General features: G+C 59.8%; 13 protein-coding genes. 12 read left to right on the plus strand and 1 reads right to left on the minus strand.

What is annotated here, in order from left to right; all coding sequences use genetic code 11:
• Positions 1-8 precede the first annotated feature (8 nt).
• The 8 genes from nusA to ABRP84_RS03690 all read left to right on the plus strand — a co-directional run bounded on the left by nusA (position 9) and on the right by ABRP84_RS03690 (position 8,903).
• Positions 9-1,025 carry a transcription termination factor NusA gene (nusA, locus tag ABRP84_RS03655; RefSeq protein ID WP_023022837.1) on the plus strand — a complete coding sequence of 339 codons (1,017 nt, stop codon included), beginning with the start codon at positions 9-11 and terminating at the stop codon, positions 1,023-1,025.
• 84 nt (positions 1,026-1,109) lie between these two features.
• Complete coding sequence (locus ABRP84_RS03660; RefSeq protein WP_349852747.1) at positions 1,110-1,457, plus strand: YlxR family protein; 348 nt, start codon at positions 1,110-1,112, stop codon at positions 1,455-1,457.
• A gap of 107 nt (positions 1,458-1,564) precedes the next feature.
• Positions 1,565-4,414 carry a translation initiation factor IF-2 gene (infB, locus tag ABRP84_RS03665; RefSeq protein ID WP_349852748.1) on the plus strand — a complete coding sequence of 950 codons (2,850 nt, stop codon included), beginning with the start codon at positions 1,565-1,567 and terminating at the stop codon, positions 4,412-4,414.
• 219 nt (positions 4,415-4,633) lie between these two features.
• A complete protein-coding gene (rbfA, locus tag ABRP84_RS03670) occupies positions 4,634-5,077 on the plus strand; it encodes a 30S ribosome-binding factor RbfA (RefSeq protein WP_349852749.1) in 444 nt (147 codons plus the stop codon).
• Positions 5,078-6,046 (plus strand): DHH family phosphoesterase, encoded by a 969-nt coding sequence (locus ABRP84_RS03675; RefSeq protein ID WP_349852750.1) that lies wholly within the window; start codon positions 5,078-5,080, stop codon positions 6,044-6,046.
• On the plus strand, positions 6,036-7,346 hold the full coding sequence (locus ABRP84_RS03680; protein WP_349852751.1) for an MATE family efflux transporter: 1,311 nt from the start codon (positions 6,036-6,038) through the stop codon (positions 7,344-7,346). Before ABRP84_RS03675 ends, ABRP84_RS03680 begins: the two co-directional genes overlap by 11 nt.
• Positions 7,347-7,422: 76 nt before the next feature.
• Positions 7,423-8,229: a metallophosphoesterase family protein gene (locus ABRP84_RS03685; RefSeq protein ID WP_349852752.1), complete on the plus strand. Its 807-nt coding sequence runs from the start codon at positions 7,423-7,425 to the stop codon at positions 8,227-8,229.
• On the plus strand, positions 8,229-8,903 hold the full coding sequence (locus ABRP84_RS03690; RefSeq protein WP_349852753.1) for a 4'-phosphopantetheinyl transferase family protein: 675 nt from the start codon (positions 8,229-8,231) through the stop codon (positions 8,901-8,903). Before ABRP84_RS03685 ends, ABRP84_RS03690 begins: the two co-directional genes overlap by 1 nt.
• Before the next feature lie 49 nt (positions 8,904-8,952).
• On the opposite strand, the gene truB is transcribed toward ABRP84_RS03690, so the two are convergent.
• The gene (truB, locus tag ABRP84_RS03695) at positions 8,953-9,846 is read right to left on the minus strand and encodes a tRNA pseudouridine(55) synthase TruB (protein ID WP_349852754.1); all 894 of its coding nucleotides are present in this window, start codon (positions 9,844-9,846) and stop codon (positions 8,953-8,955) included.
• Between the two features lie 23 nt (positions 9,847-9,869).
• Between truB and ABRP84_RS03700 the strand changes: the two genes are divergently transcribed.
• The 4 genes from ABRP84_RS03700 (at position 9,870) to ABRP84_RS03715 (ending at position 14,713) form a co-directional block, all read left to right on the plus strand.
• Positions 9,870-10,892 carry a bifunctional riboflavin kinase/FAD synthetase gene (locus ABRP84_RS03700; RefSeq protein ID WP_349852755.1) on the plus strand — a complete coding sequence of 341 codons (1,023 nt, stop codon included), beginning with the start codon at positions 9,870-9,872 and terminating at the stop codon, positions 10,890-10,892.
• Positions 10,893-11,834, plus strand: coding sequence for a nucleoside hydrolase (locus ABRP84_RS03705; protein ID WP_349852756.1), 942 nt, complete (start codon positions 10,893-10,895; stop codon positions 11,832-11,834).
• A 149-nt stretch (positions 11,835-11,983) separates the two neighbouring features.
• The gene (gene rpsO, locus ABRP84_RS03710) at positions 11,984-12,253 is read left to right on the plus strand and encodes a 30S ribosomal protein S15 (protein WP_005278802.1); all 270 of its coding nucleotides are present in this window, start codon (positions 11,984-11,986) and stop codon (positions 12,251-12,253) included.
• Between the two features lie 213 nt (positions 12,254-12,466).
• The gene (locus ABRP84_RS03715; RefSeq protein ID WP_349852757.1) at positions 12,467-14,713 is read left to right on the plus strand and encodes a polyribonucleotide nucleotidyltransferase; all 2,247 of its coding nucleotides are present in this window, start codon (positions 12,467-12,469) and stop codon (positions 14,711-14,713) included.
• Positions 14,714-14,753: the final 40 nt, after the last annotated feature.

Consider the following 14,753-nt stretch of genomic DNA (forward strand, 5'->3'; position numbering starts at 1 on the left):
ATAGACAAGTGAATATTGATCTTGAGGCACTTCGCACCATCGAATCCGAACGGCAGGTCCCAGTCAATGACCTGTTGGAGTCGATTGCAAGTGCCTTGTTGTATTCCTACCTGGATTACCGCGAATCCACCGCGGAGGGCAAGGCCGAAGGCGCCAAGTCCCGGGTAGACATCGATACCACCACCGGTGCCGTCAGCGTCATCGTTACCGAGCGCGACCCCGAAACCGGGGAAGTAACCAGTGAGTACGATGACACCCCGGATAACTTTGGCCGCGTGGGTGCACGTGCCGTGCGCGAAGCCATTTTACGCAAGCTGCGCGAGGCCGAAGCTGAGCGCACTTTTGATTCCTATTCGGAGCTGAGCGGGCGCGTTGTCAGTGGCATCGTCCAGCGCGATGCGCGCGCCAACGCCCGCGGCATCGTTGTGGTCCAGCTCGGTTCCGAGTTGGAATCGCAGGACGGAATCTTGCTTCCCGCAGAACAAATCCCTGGGGAAAAGCTGCAGCACGGTGACCGCATCAAGGCTTATGTGGTGGGAGTAAACCGCAATGGCGCCAATGTGCAGATCAACTTGTCCAGGACCCACCCGGAGTTGGTGCGCGGGCTTTTTGAACTGGAGGTTCCGGAAGTTGCGGATGGCAGCGTGGAAATGATTGCCATCGCGCGCGAAGCTGGGCATCGTTCAAAGGTCGCTGTTATTGGCCACGCTAAAGGCCTCAACGCCAAGGGGGCGTGCATCGGCCCGCGCGGTCAGCGCGTGAATAACATCATGCGCCAGCTGGGTGGCGAAAAGATCGACATCATCGATTACAGCGAGGATCCCACCGTGTATGTGGGCAATGCCCTGGCTCCTTCAAAGGTGATCAAGGTGACCGTGCTGGATAGCGAGGAGCAGGTGGCGCGCGTCATCGTCCCTGACTACCAGCTGTCCCTTGCCATCGGTAAGGAAGGCCAGAACGCGCGCCTAGCCGCCCGTTTGACCGGATGGAAGATCGATATTCATTCAGACGCGGACGCGAATTAAGGAATTGCGGATATATAGCGTAGGCTAGTAAACGGCCCAGATGCAGAAAGGGACATGTAGACGCAGCGAAAGTTAAGGAGTTCGATGTCGCAGACTCAACGGCTTCGTACTTGCATCGCTACGCGTCGCCGCATGCCCGATACGGAGCTGCTGCGGGTGGTCATTGATGCCAATGATCCTCAAGGCAGCCGCGCGGTGGCGGATCCATTCCGGCGGCTTCCTGGCCGTGGCGCATGGATTAGCCCCACGCTTTCTGCACTCGAGCTAGCTGAGCGCAAACATGCTTTCAAACGCGCGCTCCGCACGTCCGCATCCGTGGACACAGGTCAGGTACGTAGGTACTTGGAAGCACAGTGCGAAAAAGTACCGTGTGCGGAACAAGCCGTACAAGATTCGTACACACCAGAGTTAAAAAGGAAGACCGAACACTGATGAGCGCACAACGATGAAGCATCAGCGATGAAAGTCCAGAACGTTTAACTAGGAGTCAGGCCAGTTTTTCGCGGCCTTGGCTCCTAGGCGATACCAAGAGGAGACAAGTGCCCGGAAAGCTACGTGTTCACGAGTTGGCAAAACAGCTCGGAGTAACCAGCAAGGAACTGCTCGCCACCCTGAAGGAACAAGGCGAGTTCGTCAAAACCGCATCCTCGACCATCGAACCACCGGTGGTCAAGAAAATGCGTGCTCACTATGAAGCACAGTCCGGTGGCGATGCCACCGAAGGCAAGGCAGACAAGACTGAGAAGACTGCCAAGCCCGCTAAGCCCGGCCAGGGCAACGCCAAGAAGCCGGCATCGCCTGCGCCGAAGCCAGGTCAAGGTGCACAGGGCGGTGCGAAATCCGCTGCGCCGAAGCCCGGCGCCCCTAAGCCAGGTGCACAGGCGCCGAAGCCAGGCGCAGGGTCCGCTAAGGCTGCCCCCAAGCCAGGTCAGGCAGCACCAAAGCCAGGCGCCGCTGCTTCCAAGCCAGCACCTAAGCCCGGCCAAGGTGCACCGAAGCCAGGCCAGAACGCAGGTCAAGGCGATGCCAAGAAGTCGGGCGAGCGCCCGACCCCAGGCAACGCCATGCCGCGACCGATGCCTAAGCCCGGCGGATCCCGCCGCGTGGCCAATAACCCATTTTCCACGGGTGGGGGAGACAACCGCCCAGGCCCACGCCCCGGTGGCTCCAAGGGCCAGCGCGGCAACCGCCCCGGCGATAACCGCGGTGGAAAGCGCGGCGGCCGCAATGAAGGCGGCAATAACCGTCAGGGCCAGGATCAGAACCAAGGCCAGGGTGGCGGCGGCGGACGTCGTCCATCGCCTGCCATGATGCCTTCGCATCCGAACCCAGCCTCGATGCCGTCCAAGGCACCGAGCGGTGGCGGACGCGGTGGCCGCGGTCGCGGTGGCCACGGTGGACCAGGAGGCCCAGGTGGCCCAGGCGGCGGTCGTCCCGGCGGCTTCCGCGGTGGACGCGGTGGACGTCGCGGCGGTACCGCTGGCGCATTCGGCCGTCCAGGTGGCGCACCACGCAAGGGCAAGAAGTCGAAGCGGCAAAAGCGCCATGAGTTTGAAGAGCAGCAGAAGCACGTCGTAGGCGGCGTCCGCTTGCCAGATGGCAAGGGGCAGACCGTCCGCCTGCGCCGCGGAGCTTCGCTGTCTGACTTCGCGGAGAAGATCGGTGCCGATCCAGCAGCATTGGTGCAGGCACTGTTCAACCTTGGTGAAATGGTCACCGCAACCGCATCCGTATCGGAAGATACGCTGCAGCTGCTCGGTGACGAGATCAACTACAAGGTAGAAGTCGTCTCCCCAGAAGACGAGGACCGCGAGCTGCTCGAGTCCTTCGACCTGCAATTCGGCGAGGACGAAGGCGGCGAAGAAGCCCTCGAACACCGCCCTCCAGTCGTCTCCGTCATGGGTCACGTTGACCACGGTAAGACCCGCCTGTTGGATACCATCCGTAAGACCAATGAGGCAGCCGGCGAGGCCGGCGGTATTACCCAGGGAATCGGTGCTTACCAGACCACGGTTGACGTGGATGGCGAACGCACCATTACCTTCCTGGATACCCCTGGCCACGAGGCGTTTACCGCCATGCGTGCCCGTGGTGCGAAGTCCACCGACCTGGCCATCTTGGTTGTCGCCGCCGATGACGGCGTCATGCCACAGACGGTTGAGGCCATCAACCACGCCAAGGCTGCCGATATCCCGGTTGTCGTGGCTGTGAACAAGGTGGATAAGCCGGAAGCCCAGCCGGAGAAGATCCGTGGCCAGCTCACGGAGTACGGCCTGGTGCCTGAAGAGTACGGCGGCGACACGATGTTCGTTGATATCTCTGCTAAGCAGGGCCAGAACATCGACCAGTTGCTGGAGTCTGTCATCCTGACTGCCGATGCCGCCCTTGAGCTCACGGCTAACCCAGAGATGGACGCCCAGGGCGTGGCCATCGAGGCCCACCTGGACCGCGGTCGCGGCCCTGTGGCTACGGTTATCGTCCAGCGCGGTACCCTGCACGTCGGCGATTCCATCGTGGTAGGCGATGCGCACGGTCGCGTGCGCCGCATGCTCGATGAATTTGGTGAGGACGTTAAGGAAGCCGGGCCTTCCCGCCCGGTACAGGTACAAGGCCTGTCCGGCGTGCCGGGTGCTGGCGATAACCTGCTCGTGGTCGATGATGACCGCGTTGCCCGCCAGATTGCCAACCAGCGCGATGCTCGTAAGCGTTCTGCCTTGCAGGCAAAGCAGCGCAAGCGCGTGTCCCTGGAAGATCTGGACAAGGTATTGCAGGAGACCTCGACCCTCAACCTCATCCTCAAGGGCGACAACGCCGGCTCCGTCGAGGCGCTGGAAGATGCCCTGCTGGATATCAAGACCGAGGACGAAGTCGAGCTCAACATCATCGACCGCGGTGTTGGTGCCGTAACGGAGACCAATATTTCCTTGGCCGCCGCTTCCGATGCCGTAATCATTGCGTTCAATGTGCGCTCGGAAGGCAAGGCCACGGAGATTGCTACCCAAGAGGGCGTGGATATCCGCTACTACACGGTTATCTACAAGGCCATCGAGGAAGTCGAGGCCGCTCTCAAGGGCATGCTCAAGCCGATTTACGAGGAACGCGACACCGGTGCGGCCGAAATCCGCGCACTGTTCAAGTCCTCCTCGGTGGGTACCATCGCAGGCTGTATGGTCACCGATGGCAAGGTTGTCCGCAACGGCAAGGTTCGCTTGCTCCGCGATAACAACGTCATTACTACCGATGCCAAGATCGAGTCCCTGCGTCACGAGAAGGACGACGCGACCGAGATCAAGGCCGGCTATGAGTGCGGTATGGTGCTGTCCTACCCGGATATCCAGGTAGGCGATATCATCCAGGCTTATGAAGAAGTCGAGGTTCCGCGCGACTAGTCGCTGCTAGTGTCGGCCCGCTGTACGTGCCCACCTTGAGGGCCTTTCTCCTTGGAGTTAGGCCACGAGGTGCGGTAGGTAGGGCGGGCCGTTTAGCGTTTTCGCGGTGAGGCTTTCAAGCGGTTTCCATTGGGTGCGGTGAGTAACTAAACTGGTAGTTTCTGATACCGCGACACGGTAATTTAGAAATAAATTTTCCCCTTTAGCTTGGAGGTTCTCATGGTCGATCACGCACGCGCGGCGCGGCTAGCAAAACGAATTCAGGAAATCGTGGCTAGTGCCATTGAGCTGCAGATTAAGGATCGCCGCCTGGAGATGGTCACCGTGACCGATGCCCGCGTCACCGGTGACTTGCACGACGCTACCGTTTTTTACACGGTGCGCGGTCACGAAATCGATGCAGAACCCGATTATGACCAGGCTGAGGAAGCACTTAAGCGCGCGAAGGGGCAGTTGCGCAAGATCGTTGGCGATCAGCTCTCCGTCCGCTTTACCCCAACCCTGACGTTTGAGCTCGATACTGTCCCAGAGGCCTCCGCGCACATGGAAGAACTCTTGGCGCGCGCTCGTGCTCGCGATGAAGAGCTAGCAAAGTTGAAGGAAAACGCTCAGCCCGCGGGCGAGGCGAATCCGTATAAGACCTCCGATGAAGACGAGGCTTAAGTGACCCGCAAGGAATATCAGGGCGCCGTCGACGCCATTTCTGGCGCGCAGAGCATCTGTATTATCACCCACTTGCGCCCGGATGCTGATGCCATTGGTTCGGCTACGGCTTTGCTCTTAGCCGTACAACAAAGTGGGAAAGAAGCCTGCGCGGTCATTGGCCAGGATAAGGATTTTGCGCCTAATCTTTACTCCATTCCCGGCGCAGACCAGGTCGAGGTCATGCGGGAGCTACCGCAGGGCTATGACCTTTATGTCACCGTGGATTGCGGGTCGATCGATCGCACCGGTCTATTTTCCGCAGATATCGCCCAGCTGGCGACGGCAGGGCGCGTGCTGTGCATCGACCACCACTCGTCCAATCTCGGATTTGGCTCAGTAAACTTGGTTGACTCAGAGTGCGAGTCCACCACGGTGGCCATATTGACCATCCTGGATATGCTGTCGGTGCAAATCGAAAGCAGTATCGCACACTGCCTGTACGCTGGGCTTTTGACCGATACGGGTAGCTTTCGTTGGGGCAGGCCCGCCATGCACGATGTGGCTACGCGCTTGATGCGCTATGGCCTGGATACCAAGCAGATTGCCACGGACCTGCTCGATGCCACGACTCCCGATGATCTACAGATGGTTGGCCGCGTGCTCGCAGGGCTGCGCATTGAACATGCTGGTGAAATGGGCGTGGGCATCCTCGTCGCGGGCTTGGCCGATATCGAAGGTCATTCGGACTCCGCAGTTGAGTCCTTGGTGGACTTCGTGCGCGCCCTTGAGGGCACGCAGTTGGGCGTGGTCTTTAAGGAGCAGTCGCCCGGGATTTGGGCGGTATCGCTGCGTTCGACCACGATCAATTGCGCGGCCCTGGCAGCCCAATTCGGCGGCGGTGGGCATATTCCCGCTGCCGGGTACATGACACAAGGAAGCGAAGAAAGCATCGTCGCGGAGCTGGTGAGTGCCATCGATGAGCACTAGGCAGTCAACCACTACGACAGTAAGCGCACGCGAGGTCTTTGGCCTCGCGTTTCCTGCGCTCGGAGTCCTGGCGGCGATGCCGCTCTACCTCTTGCTCGATACCGCAGTGGTGGGGCGCCTGGGTGCCCAGGAATTGGCTTCGCTGGCCGCGGCAACCACGATCCATACCGTGGTGACCACGCAGTTGACCTTCCTGTCCTACGGCACCACGGCTCGCTCGTCCCGCCTGTTTGGCGCCGGAAAGCGCGCCGAGGCAGTGGCAGAAGGCGTGCAAGCAACCTACGTGGCCCTAGGCGTTGGCGGGCTCTTGGCCATTACCATGTGGATCTTCGGCGGCCTTTTTGCCCAGTGGATTACCGGGGATCCCACGACCGCGGCAGGCACCGCGCTGTGGCTGCGGATCGCCGCACTGGCCATCCCCGTGACGCTGGTGGAAATGGCCGGAAATGGCTGGATGCGCGGTGTACAAAATACCAAGAAGCCGCTCTATTTCACTCTTGCAGGAATGATTCCCGGGGCCATTGCCGTACCCGCATTCGTGTACTGGTGGGGCCTTGCCGGGTCTGCCATTGCCACCGTCTTGGGAATGAGCATTATCGCGAGCCTTTTCGTGCACGAGCTGTATAAACAGCACGAAGGTTCGTGGAAATTTCGGTGGGACATCGTGCGTAAACAGCTGATCTTGGGCCGCGATCTCATCCTGCGCTCCGCTAGCTTTCAGGTGGCCTTTCTTACCGCAACGGCCGTGGTGTCCCGCGTGGGCACGGCCGCGTTGGGCGGCCACCAAATCATGATGCAACTGTGGAACTTCATGTCGCTGATTTTGGACTCCCTGGCGATTGCCGCCCAGGCCTTGACCGGAGCGGCCTTGGGCGCCGGCTCGGCCCGCCACGCGCGCAGCGTGGGAAGCAAGGTAGTGATGTATTCCACTATTTTCTCGGCCTTCCTCGCCTTGGTTTTCGCCGCCGGGGCCGGGTTCATTCCGCGCGTCTTTACATCCTCGCAGGAGGTCATCGATGCCATGAGCCAACCGTGGTGGATCCTGGTCGGCATGGTCATCGCCGGTGGCGTGGTCTTTGCCCTTGACGGCGTCCTATTGGGGGCAGGGGATGCGGCATTCTTGCGCAGCCTGACCATTGCCTCGGTGCTTTTGGGATTTTTGCCCGGCGTGCTCCTCGCACACGCCATGGGCACGGGCCTTACCGGTGTGTGGTGCGGCTTGGCCGCGTTCATTTCCTTCCGCCTGATAGGCGTGGTCTACCGTTTCTATTCCATGAAATGGGCTGTAATAGCAGAGTAATAGCTGCGCTACAGTGGCTGTAGTGAGTAGTAACGGCACTTTAGAAGATGAATGAGGAAGGCGGGTGGGAGCAGCAATGCCAACGTTATGGGCAGTAGCAGACCTGCACGGCGCGATCAGTGACAACTTTGCGCGCATTGCAGAGCTTAACCCACCCGATCCGGCCGATTGGCTCATTGTGGCAGGCGATGTTGCAGAGCGCAGCGAGCTCATCGTGCGCATCTTGCGGGACTTGGCCGCGCGCTATGACACCGTTATTTGGGCGCCGGGCAATCACGAGTTATTTTCCCGTTCCCAAGACCAGTACAAGGGGCGCGAAAAATACGATCACCTGGTTGCCGCCTGCCGGGAGATCGGCGTTATCACCCCGGAGGACCCTTACCTGGTCTTTAACGGAATAACGATTGTGCCACTTTTTACCCTGTATGACTACAGCTTCCGCCCACCGGGGACCTCGGTGGAAGAAGCGGTGCAGCAGGCGCGCTCCAAAAAGCTTGTCATGACCGATGAGGTAGCTATCGCCCCTTTTGTAGACGTGCGCGCCTGGTGTTGGGACCGCTTGGCGTATTCCATTAAGCGTTTATCCAGAGTGCAGGGACCAACCATCTTGATCAACCACTGGCCGCTGGTGCAGGAGCCCACGATGGTGCTGCGCTTCCCGGAAATCGCCCTGTGGAGCGGCTCGCGCCATACGCGCTCGTGGCCGCGACGATACAAGGCAGAGGCGGTTATTTACGGCCACCTGCACATGCCCTCAAAGATGAATGTGGATGGGGTAGACCATATCGAAGTCTCTTTGGGCTATCCGCGCGAGTGGCGTAATCAGCCGCACCGTATTGCCTGGCCATACCCAGTTACCTCAACCTTTGGGGAGGTGGATTAATGCATTATCCCGACCTATTCCCAGAAACTACCCGGTATTGCTATGTGCGTACGGACACCCGCGAGTCCGATCTGCTCAACTATGAGCACCTCGATCCCAAAGAACAGTCCATAGTCTCGCACGCGGTCGATATCCGGAAATCCGAATTTGGCGATGCCCGCTGGTGTGCGCACCAGGCCCTGCGCGAGCTGGGCTTTACAGGCTCGAACCCGATCCTGCGTGGGGAGCGGGGCATGCCGCTGTGGCCCGAAGGTTTCATTGGATCCATGACGCATACGGAGGGCCTTCGCGCAGCGGTGGTGGCCTCCACCACGGATTTTCGCTCCATTGGCCTTGATGCGGAGCCGGCGCAGCGCCTGCCCGATCACGTCTTGACCATGATTGCCCGGGCCGGGGAAATGCAGCAGCTGCCGCGCCTAGAAAAGGCGGGGGTGCACTGCCCAGACCGCCTGCTGTTTTGCGCCAAGGAGGCTACCTATAAGGCGTGGTTTCCCATGACGCATCGGTGGCTCGATTTTGATCAGGCAGAGATCGACATACGCGAAGATGGAACCTTTATTTCCTATATTCTGGCCCGCCCCACGCCAGTGCCGTTCATCACTGGAAAGTGGATCCTAAAGGGCGGTTATGTCGTGGTCTCCACGCTGGTTCCGGCGCTTGATTTCTCCGCCTGAACCGACGCCCTCGCACTGTTCCTCTTGGTCGACCCTCTAAGGCTCTGGTTTAGAGGGTAGACGGCCGTGCCACAAAGACCGTGGCCAACCTTTTTCCCTTCTCCTTAATGAGCGCGATGGCCTGGCCATTGGGAGCTACGGCAGCATGAACCCCGGATAGCCCGCGCGGTTCTAACCATTTGCCCATCGCTAAAGCTGCGGCTTCTTTCTCCGTGACGGGCAGGACGGGGAAACTGCGCTTGAGCGCCTCGTCAAGGCTTAAGGACAGGCGGGGGTCTTCGGCAAGATCGTCGAGCAGGTGGGCATCGGCAAGCGCAAAGGGCCCCACCGTAGTCCGGCGCAGGGCTGTTAAATGCCCGCCGACGCCAAGTGCTTCGCCCATATCGCGCGCCAAGGAGCGGATATAGGTGCCGGAGGAACACTCCACGGATACATCGAGGTCAATAAAATCGCCCTCGGTGCGCATGCTATGAATGTCAAAGCTGTGCACGGTGACCGGGCGGGCGGGGATATCTACCTCTTTGCCCTCGCGCACCAATTCATGCGCTCTTTTGCCCTTGATCTTGATGGCGGAAACCGCGGCGGGCTTTTGCATAATCTCACCGGTCAATGTGGCAACTTCGGCCTCGATGGCGGAACGGTGCAGCGCGGCCGCAGGCTTGCCCCAGCTAAATTCGCCCTCGGCATCATCGGTGGTGGTAGAAGCGCCGAGGCGAATGGTGGCTGAATAAGACTTGGTGGAGGCGACCATGTGCGCGAGGAATTTGGTGCCGCGTTCGATGCCGAGGACCAGCACCCCTGTCGCCATGGGATCCAAGGTGCCGGCATGGCCGACCTTTTTGGTGTGAAAATACCTGCGTAAGCGGCTAACAACATCGTGGGAGGTCATGCCGGCAGGCTTATCAACGATGACAAGTCCGGAATGTGCGAGCGCATCAGTCATAGGGTACAAGTCTATGCTCTACGATGGATTCCGTGGATATTTGTTACGGAATCGATGACATCCCCGCGGATGTGGGGCCGACCTCGGTAACCATTGGCGTCTTCGATGGCTTGCACCGCGGCCATCAGCAGCTCGTTTCTGCTTGCGTGGAGCATGCGCGGGCGAATAATCAGGTCCCCGTCATGGTGACCTTTGACCCGCACCCGGTCTCCGTTTTCTTGCCGGAGCGCGCTCCGTTATCCGTAGTGAGCTTCGAGCGTAGGCTAGAGCTCGCGGAAGAAATGGGCATCGAGATGGTGCTTGTCATTGACTTCACCAAAGAACTCGATGGCGTGGAGCCGCGCCCCTATGTGCGCGACCTCTTGGTGGGCAAACTCCATGCGCAGCACGTGGTGGTGGGGGAGAACTTCACCTTCGGCGCTGGGGCCAGCGGCACCGCAGAAGCCATGCGGCAGCTGGGGGAAGAGTTTGGGTTTAGCGTCGATATCATCCCGCTGCTGGATGAAGATGGCGTGCAGATTTGTTCCACCTATATTCGCCAGAGCCTGTCCCAGGGCGCAATAGAATCGGCGAATTGGGCGCTTGGCCGGCACTTTACGGTGACCGGTCCCGTGGTGCGCGGCGCGGGGCGCGGCGGTAAAGAGCTGGGCTTTCCCACGGCCAACCAGTACTTTCCAGATACTGTAGCCATTCCCGCAGATGGGGTGTATGCGGGATGGTTCATTGTGCATTCTGATTCGCCCCTCGATGGGGATATGCAGCCCGAAGTGGCCTACGCCGCGGCGATTTCTGTTGGCACGAATCCCACCTTTGGTGATGAAGAGCGATCCGTGGAGTCTTTTGTCTTGGACCGCGATGCCGATCTTTATGGCTATGAGGCAACCGTGAAATTCGTGGGCCACCTGCGCGATATGGTGAAATTCCATTCCGTCGATGAGCTTTTGGACGCCATGGCCCAAGACGTCGCTGCCGCCCGCAAGGTGCTGGCTGCCGATGCCCGCGCGCAGGGCTGCAATAGCGAAGACTATTTCTTAAAGGAGAAGTAAATGAAGGCCATCCTCGATCTTGATACCGGCATTGATGATGCTTTGGCCTTGGCGTATGCCCTGGCCCACCCCGATCTTGAGCTCATTGGGGTGACCTGCACGTACGGCAATGTCACCGTCCCACTGGCGGTGCGCAATACCCTGGCGCTGCTGGACTTGTTGGATAGGCCCGATATCCCGGTCTTTGCCGGCCCCAGCCCGGACGGTTTCCAGCCCAGCGAGATTTCGGCCTTCATCCACGGCCACAATGGCGTGGGTGAGGTGCTTCTTACCCCGTCCGATAAGCCTGAGGAAAATCAGCCGGCCACGGATTTTCTCCTGCAGGCGGTGCGCGATTACGGTGATGACCTCGTCATTATCCCCACGGGCCCGTCCACGACCATCGCCCAGGCTATGCTTGCCGATGCCACCTTTGCCACCAACGCCCACATCGTCATGATGGGAGGGGCGCTGACCGTTCCCGGCAACGTTTCCGCGTGGGCTGAGGCCAATATTTCCCAAGATCCGGATGCCACCGATTACCTCTTCCGTCACAGCAGCGATGTCACCATGGTGGGCCTTGATGTCACATTGCGCACCCTCTTGACGGAAAAGGAAACCGCGCGCTGGCGGGCAACCGGAACGGCCGCGGGCGAGGTTTTCGCCGATATGGTGGATTACTATATTCGCGCGTATGCCACTACGGCGTCTCACTTGGGCGGCTGCGGCCTGCACGATCCGCTGGCCGTGGCGGTAGCCGCCGATCCGTCGTTGGTGGAAGTCATCGAGACCAATATGAAAACCGATACCGAAGGCCCCACCCGCGGGCGCACCATCGCGGATGAAACTAGGCTGAGCCAGGAACCGACCGCGAAGGTCGCCGTGGGCGTGGATAACGAGCGGTTTGTGAGTGCATTTGTAGACCGCCTCGAAGAATTTTTCCGCACGGTGGGCGCCAAGTAGCGCAGCGTTTTGATTTGCCACGCTAATTGGCTGTAAGATGACCAGTTGGCTTAGCGACTGTGGTTCACGACAGTTGCGGCACGCGGAGCTCGCCACGGCGGCGCTGCGCGTTGAAGAATAGTGTGGACTGAAATAAAGGAGAAATACTCATGGCATTGACCACTGAGAAGAAGGCCGAAATCCTCAAGGAGTACGGCCTGCACGAGACCGACACCGGTTCCCCCGAGGCACAGGTTGCCCTGCTGACCTCCCGCATCAATACTTTGACGGAGCACCTGAAGTTTCACAAGCACGATCACCACTCCCGCCGTGGTCTGCTGCTGATGGTTGGTCGTCGTCGTGGCTTGCTGAAGTACTTGGCAGAAAACAACGTGGATCGTTACCGTGATCTGATTTCCCGTCTGGGCCTGCGCCGCTAATTGCGACGCGGCTGCGGCCGAATTTTTCCCCTTGCTCTGCGGCAAGGGGAATTAGTGGTTTTATGCCCTCTTAATCCTTGTAGGGAGCAGGGGCGATTGCGGTTGCCGTAGCTCAAAAGTGCGGAATCTCTGTTAGAATTTTCACCGTTGTCAAAAACAATGTGGAAAAGGCGGCACCGACGATCGCCTAAAGCACTCAAGGAGAATTACTAGATGAGCGTTCAGAACTCCGTAGAGTTCAATATCGATGAGGAATTCGGTATTACCGAAGCTATCGCCGTCCTCGACAATGGGGATTTTGGCACCCGCACCGTTCGTTTCGAAACCGGCCAGTTGGCCCGTCAGGCAGATGGTTCCGTAACCACGTACCTCGACGATGACACGATGCTGCTGGCCACCACGACCGCCTCGAACCAACCGCGCGAGAACTTTGACTTCTTCCCACTCACTGTGGATGTGGAAGAGCGCATGTACGCAGCCGGCAAGATCCCCGGCTCCTTCTTCCGCCGCGAGGGCCGACCCTCCACAGAGGCCATCTTGGCCTGCCGCCTCATCGACCGCCCGCTGCGCCCCACCTTTGTCAAGGGCCTGCGCAATGAAGTGCAGGTGGTCATCACCGTCCTATCGCAGGACCCAGAAGAGTACTACGACGTCGTAGCCATCAACGGCGCGTCTGCGGCAACCCAGCTTTCCGGCCTGCCGGTCTCCGGCGCCGTCGGCGGCGTGCGCATGGCGCTTATCGCTGATGACAAACACCCAGAAGGCCAGTGGGTGGCCTTCCCGAACCACGAGCAGCACGAGCGCGCGCTCTTTGAGATGGTCGTGGCCGGCCGCATCGTTACTAAGGGCCGCAAAGAAGACGTCGCCATCATGATGGTGGAGGCCGGCGCTGGCACCAACGTTGCAGAGCGCATTGCCGATGGCGCCCCGGCACCGCAAGAAGCCGCCGTCGCCGAGGGCCTTGAGGCGGCTAAGCCGTTCATTAAGACCCTGTGCGAGGCCCAGAACGGCCTGGCAGAGCGCACCGCCAAGGAGACCCAGGAGTTCCCGCTCTTCCCAGCGTATGAAGACGATGTCTTCGCCGCCGTGGAAAAAGCTGCTTCCAAGAAGTTGGAGAGCTTGCTGACGATCCCGGGCAAGCAGGAGCGCGACGAGGCGACGAACGAACACATGGAGCAGGTCGAACAAGACCTGCTGCCGCAGTTTGCTGACCTGGAAGAGGCAGTGGCCTCCAAGCAGATTCGCGCTGCATTTAACGAGGTCATGAAGAAGATCGTGCGCCGCAAGATCTTGACCGATGGCTTCCGCATCGACGGCCGCGGTCTGACCGATATCCGCGACCTGTCCGTTGAAGTTGACTTGGTTCCACGCGCACATGGTTCTTCCTTGTTCGAGCGCGGTGAGACGCAGATCCTCGGTGCCACCACCCTGGATATGTTGAAGATGGAGCAGCAGATCGATTCTCTTACTCCCATTGAGTCCAAGCGCTACATGCACCACTACAACTTCCCGCCATTTTCTACCGGTGAGACCGGCCGCGTGGGCTCGCCCAAGCGCCGCGAAATCGGCCATGGTGCGCTCGCCGAGCGCGCGCTGCTTCCGGTCATCCCGTCGCGCGAGGATTTCCCGTATGCCATCCGCCAGGTCTCTGAGGCGCTCGGCTCCAATGGTTCGACCTCCATGGGCTCTGTCTGTGCGTCCACCCTGTCCCTCTACAACGCGGGCGTTCCGCTCAAGGCGCCGGTAGCCGGCATCGCCATGGGCTTGGTCTCCGGTGAGGTCAAGGGCAAGGAAAAGTTCGTCGCCCTGACCGATATCCTCGGTGCCGAGGACGCCTTCGGTGACATGGACTTCAAGGTTGCGGGTACCTCCGAATTCATTACCGCGCTACAGCTGGACACGAAGCTGGACGGCATTCCGTCTAAGGTCTTGGCTCAGGCGCTCGAGCAGGCCCGCGATGCCCGCGCCACCATTCTGGAAACCATGGCAGAGGTCATCGATTCCCCAGATGAGATGTCCGGCCTGGCCCCGAAGATCACCTCGGTGAAGATTCCGGTCAACAAGATCGGTGAGCTCATCGGCCCTAAGGGCAAGACCATCAACCAGATCACCGAAGATACCGGTGCTGATGTCTCGATTGAGGACGACGGCACGGTCTACATCTCTGCGGTCACCGGCGAAGCCGCAGACGCTGCGATTGAAAAGGTTAACTCCATTGCCAACCCGCAGTTGCCCAAGGTGGGCGAGCGCTTCCTCGGCACGGTGGTCAAGACCGTTCCATTCGGCGCCTTCGTTTCCTTGACCCCAGGCCGCGATGGATTGATCCACATCTCCAACCTGGGTGGGGACGAGCGCATCGAGAAAGTCGAAGATGTAGTCAATGTTGGCGATAAGGTACAGGTAGAAATCGCGGATATTGATAACCGCGGCAAGATCTCCTTGGTGCCCGTTGAGGACTAACCCCTCGCGCGCTCGTTAGAGCAGTGGCCCTGCGTCCCGC

The organism is Corynebacterium sp. KPL2861 (assembly GCF_040225475.1).
GTDB lineage: Bacteria > Actinomycetota > Actinomycetes > Mycobacteriales > Mycobacteriaceae > Corynebacterium.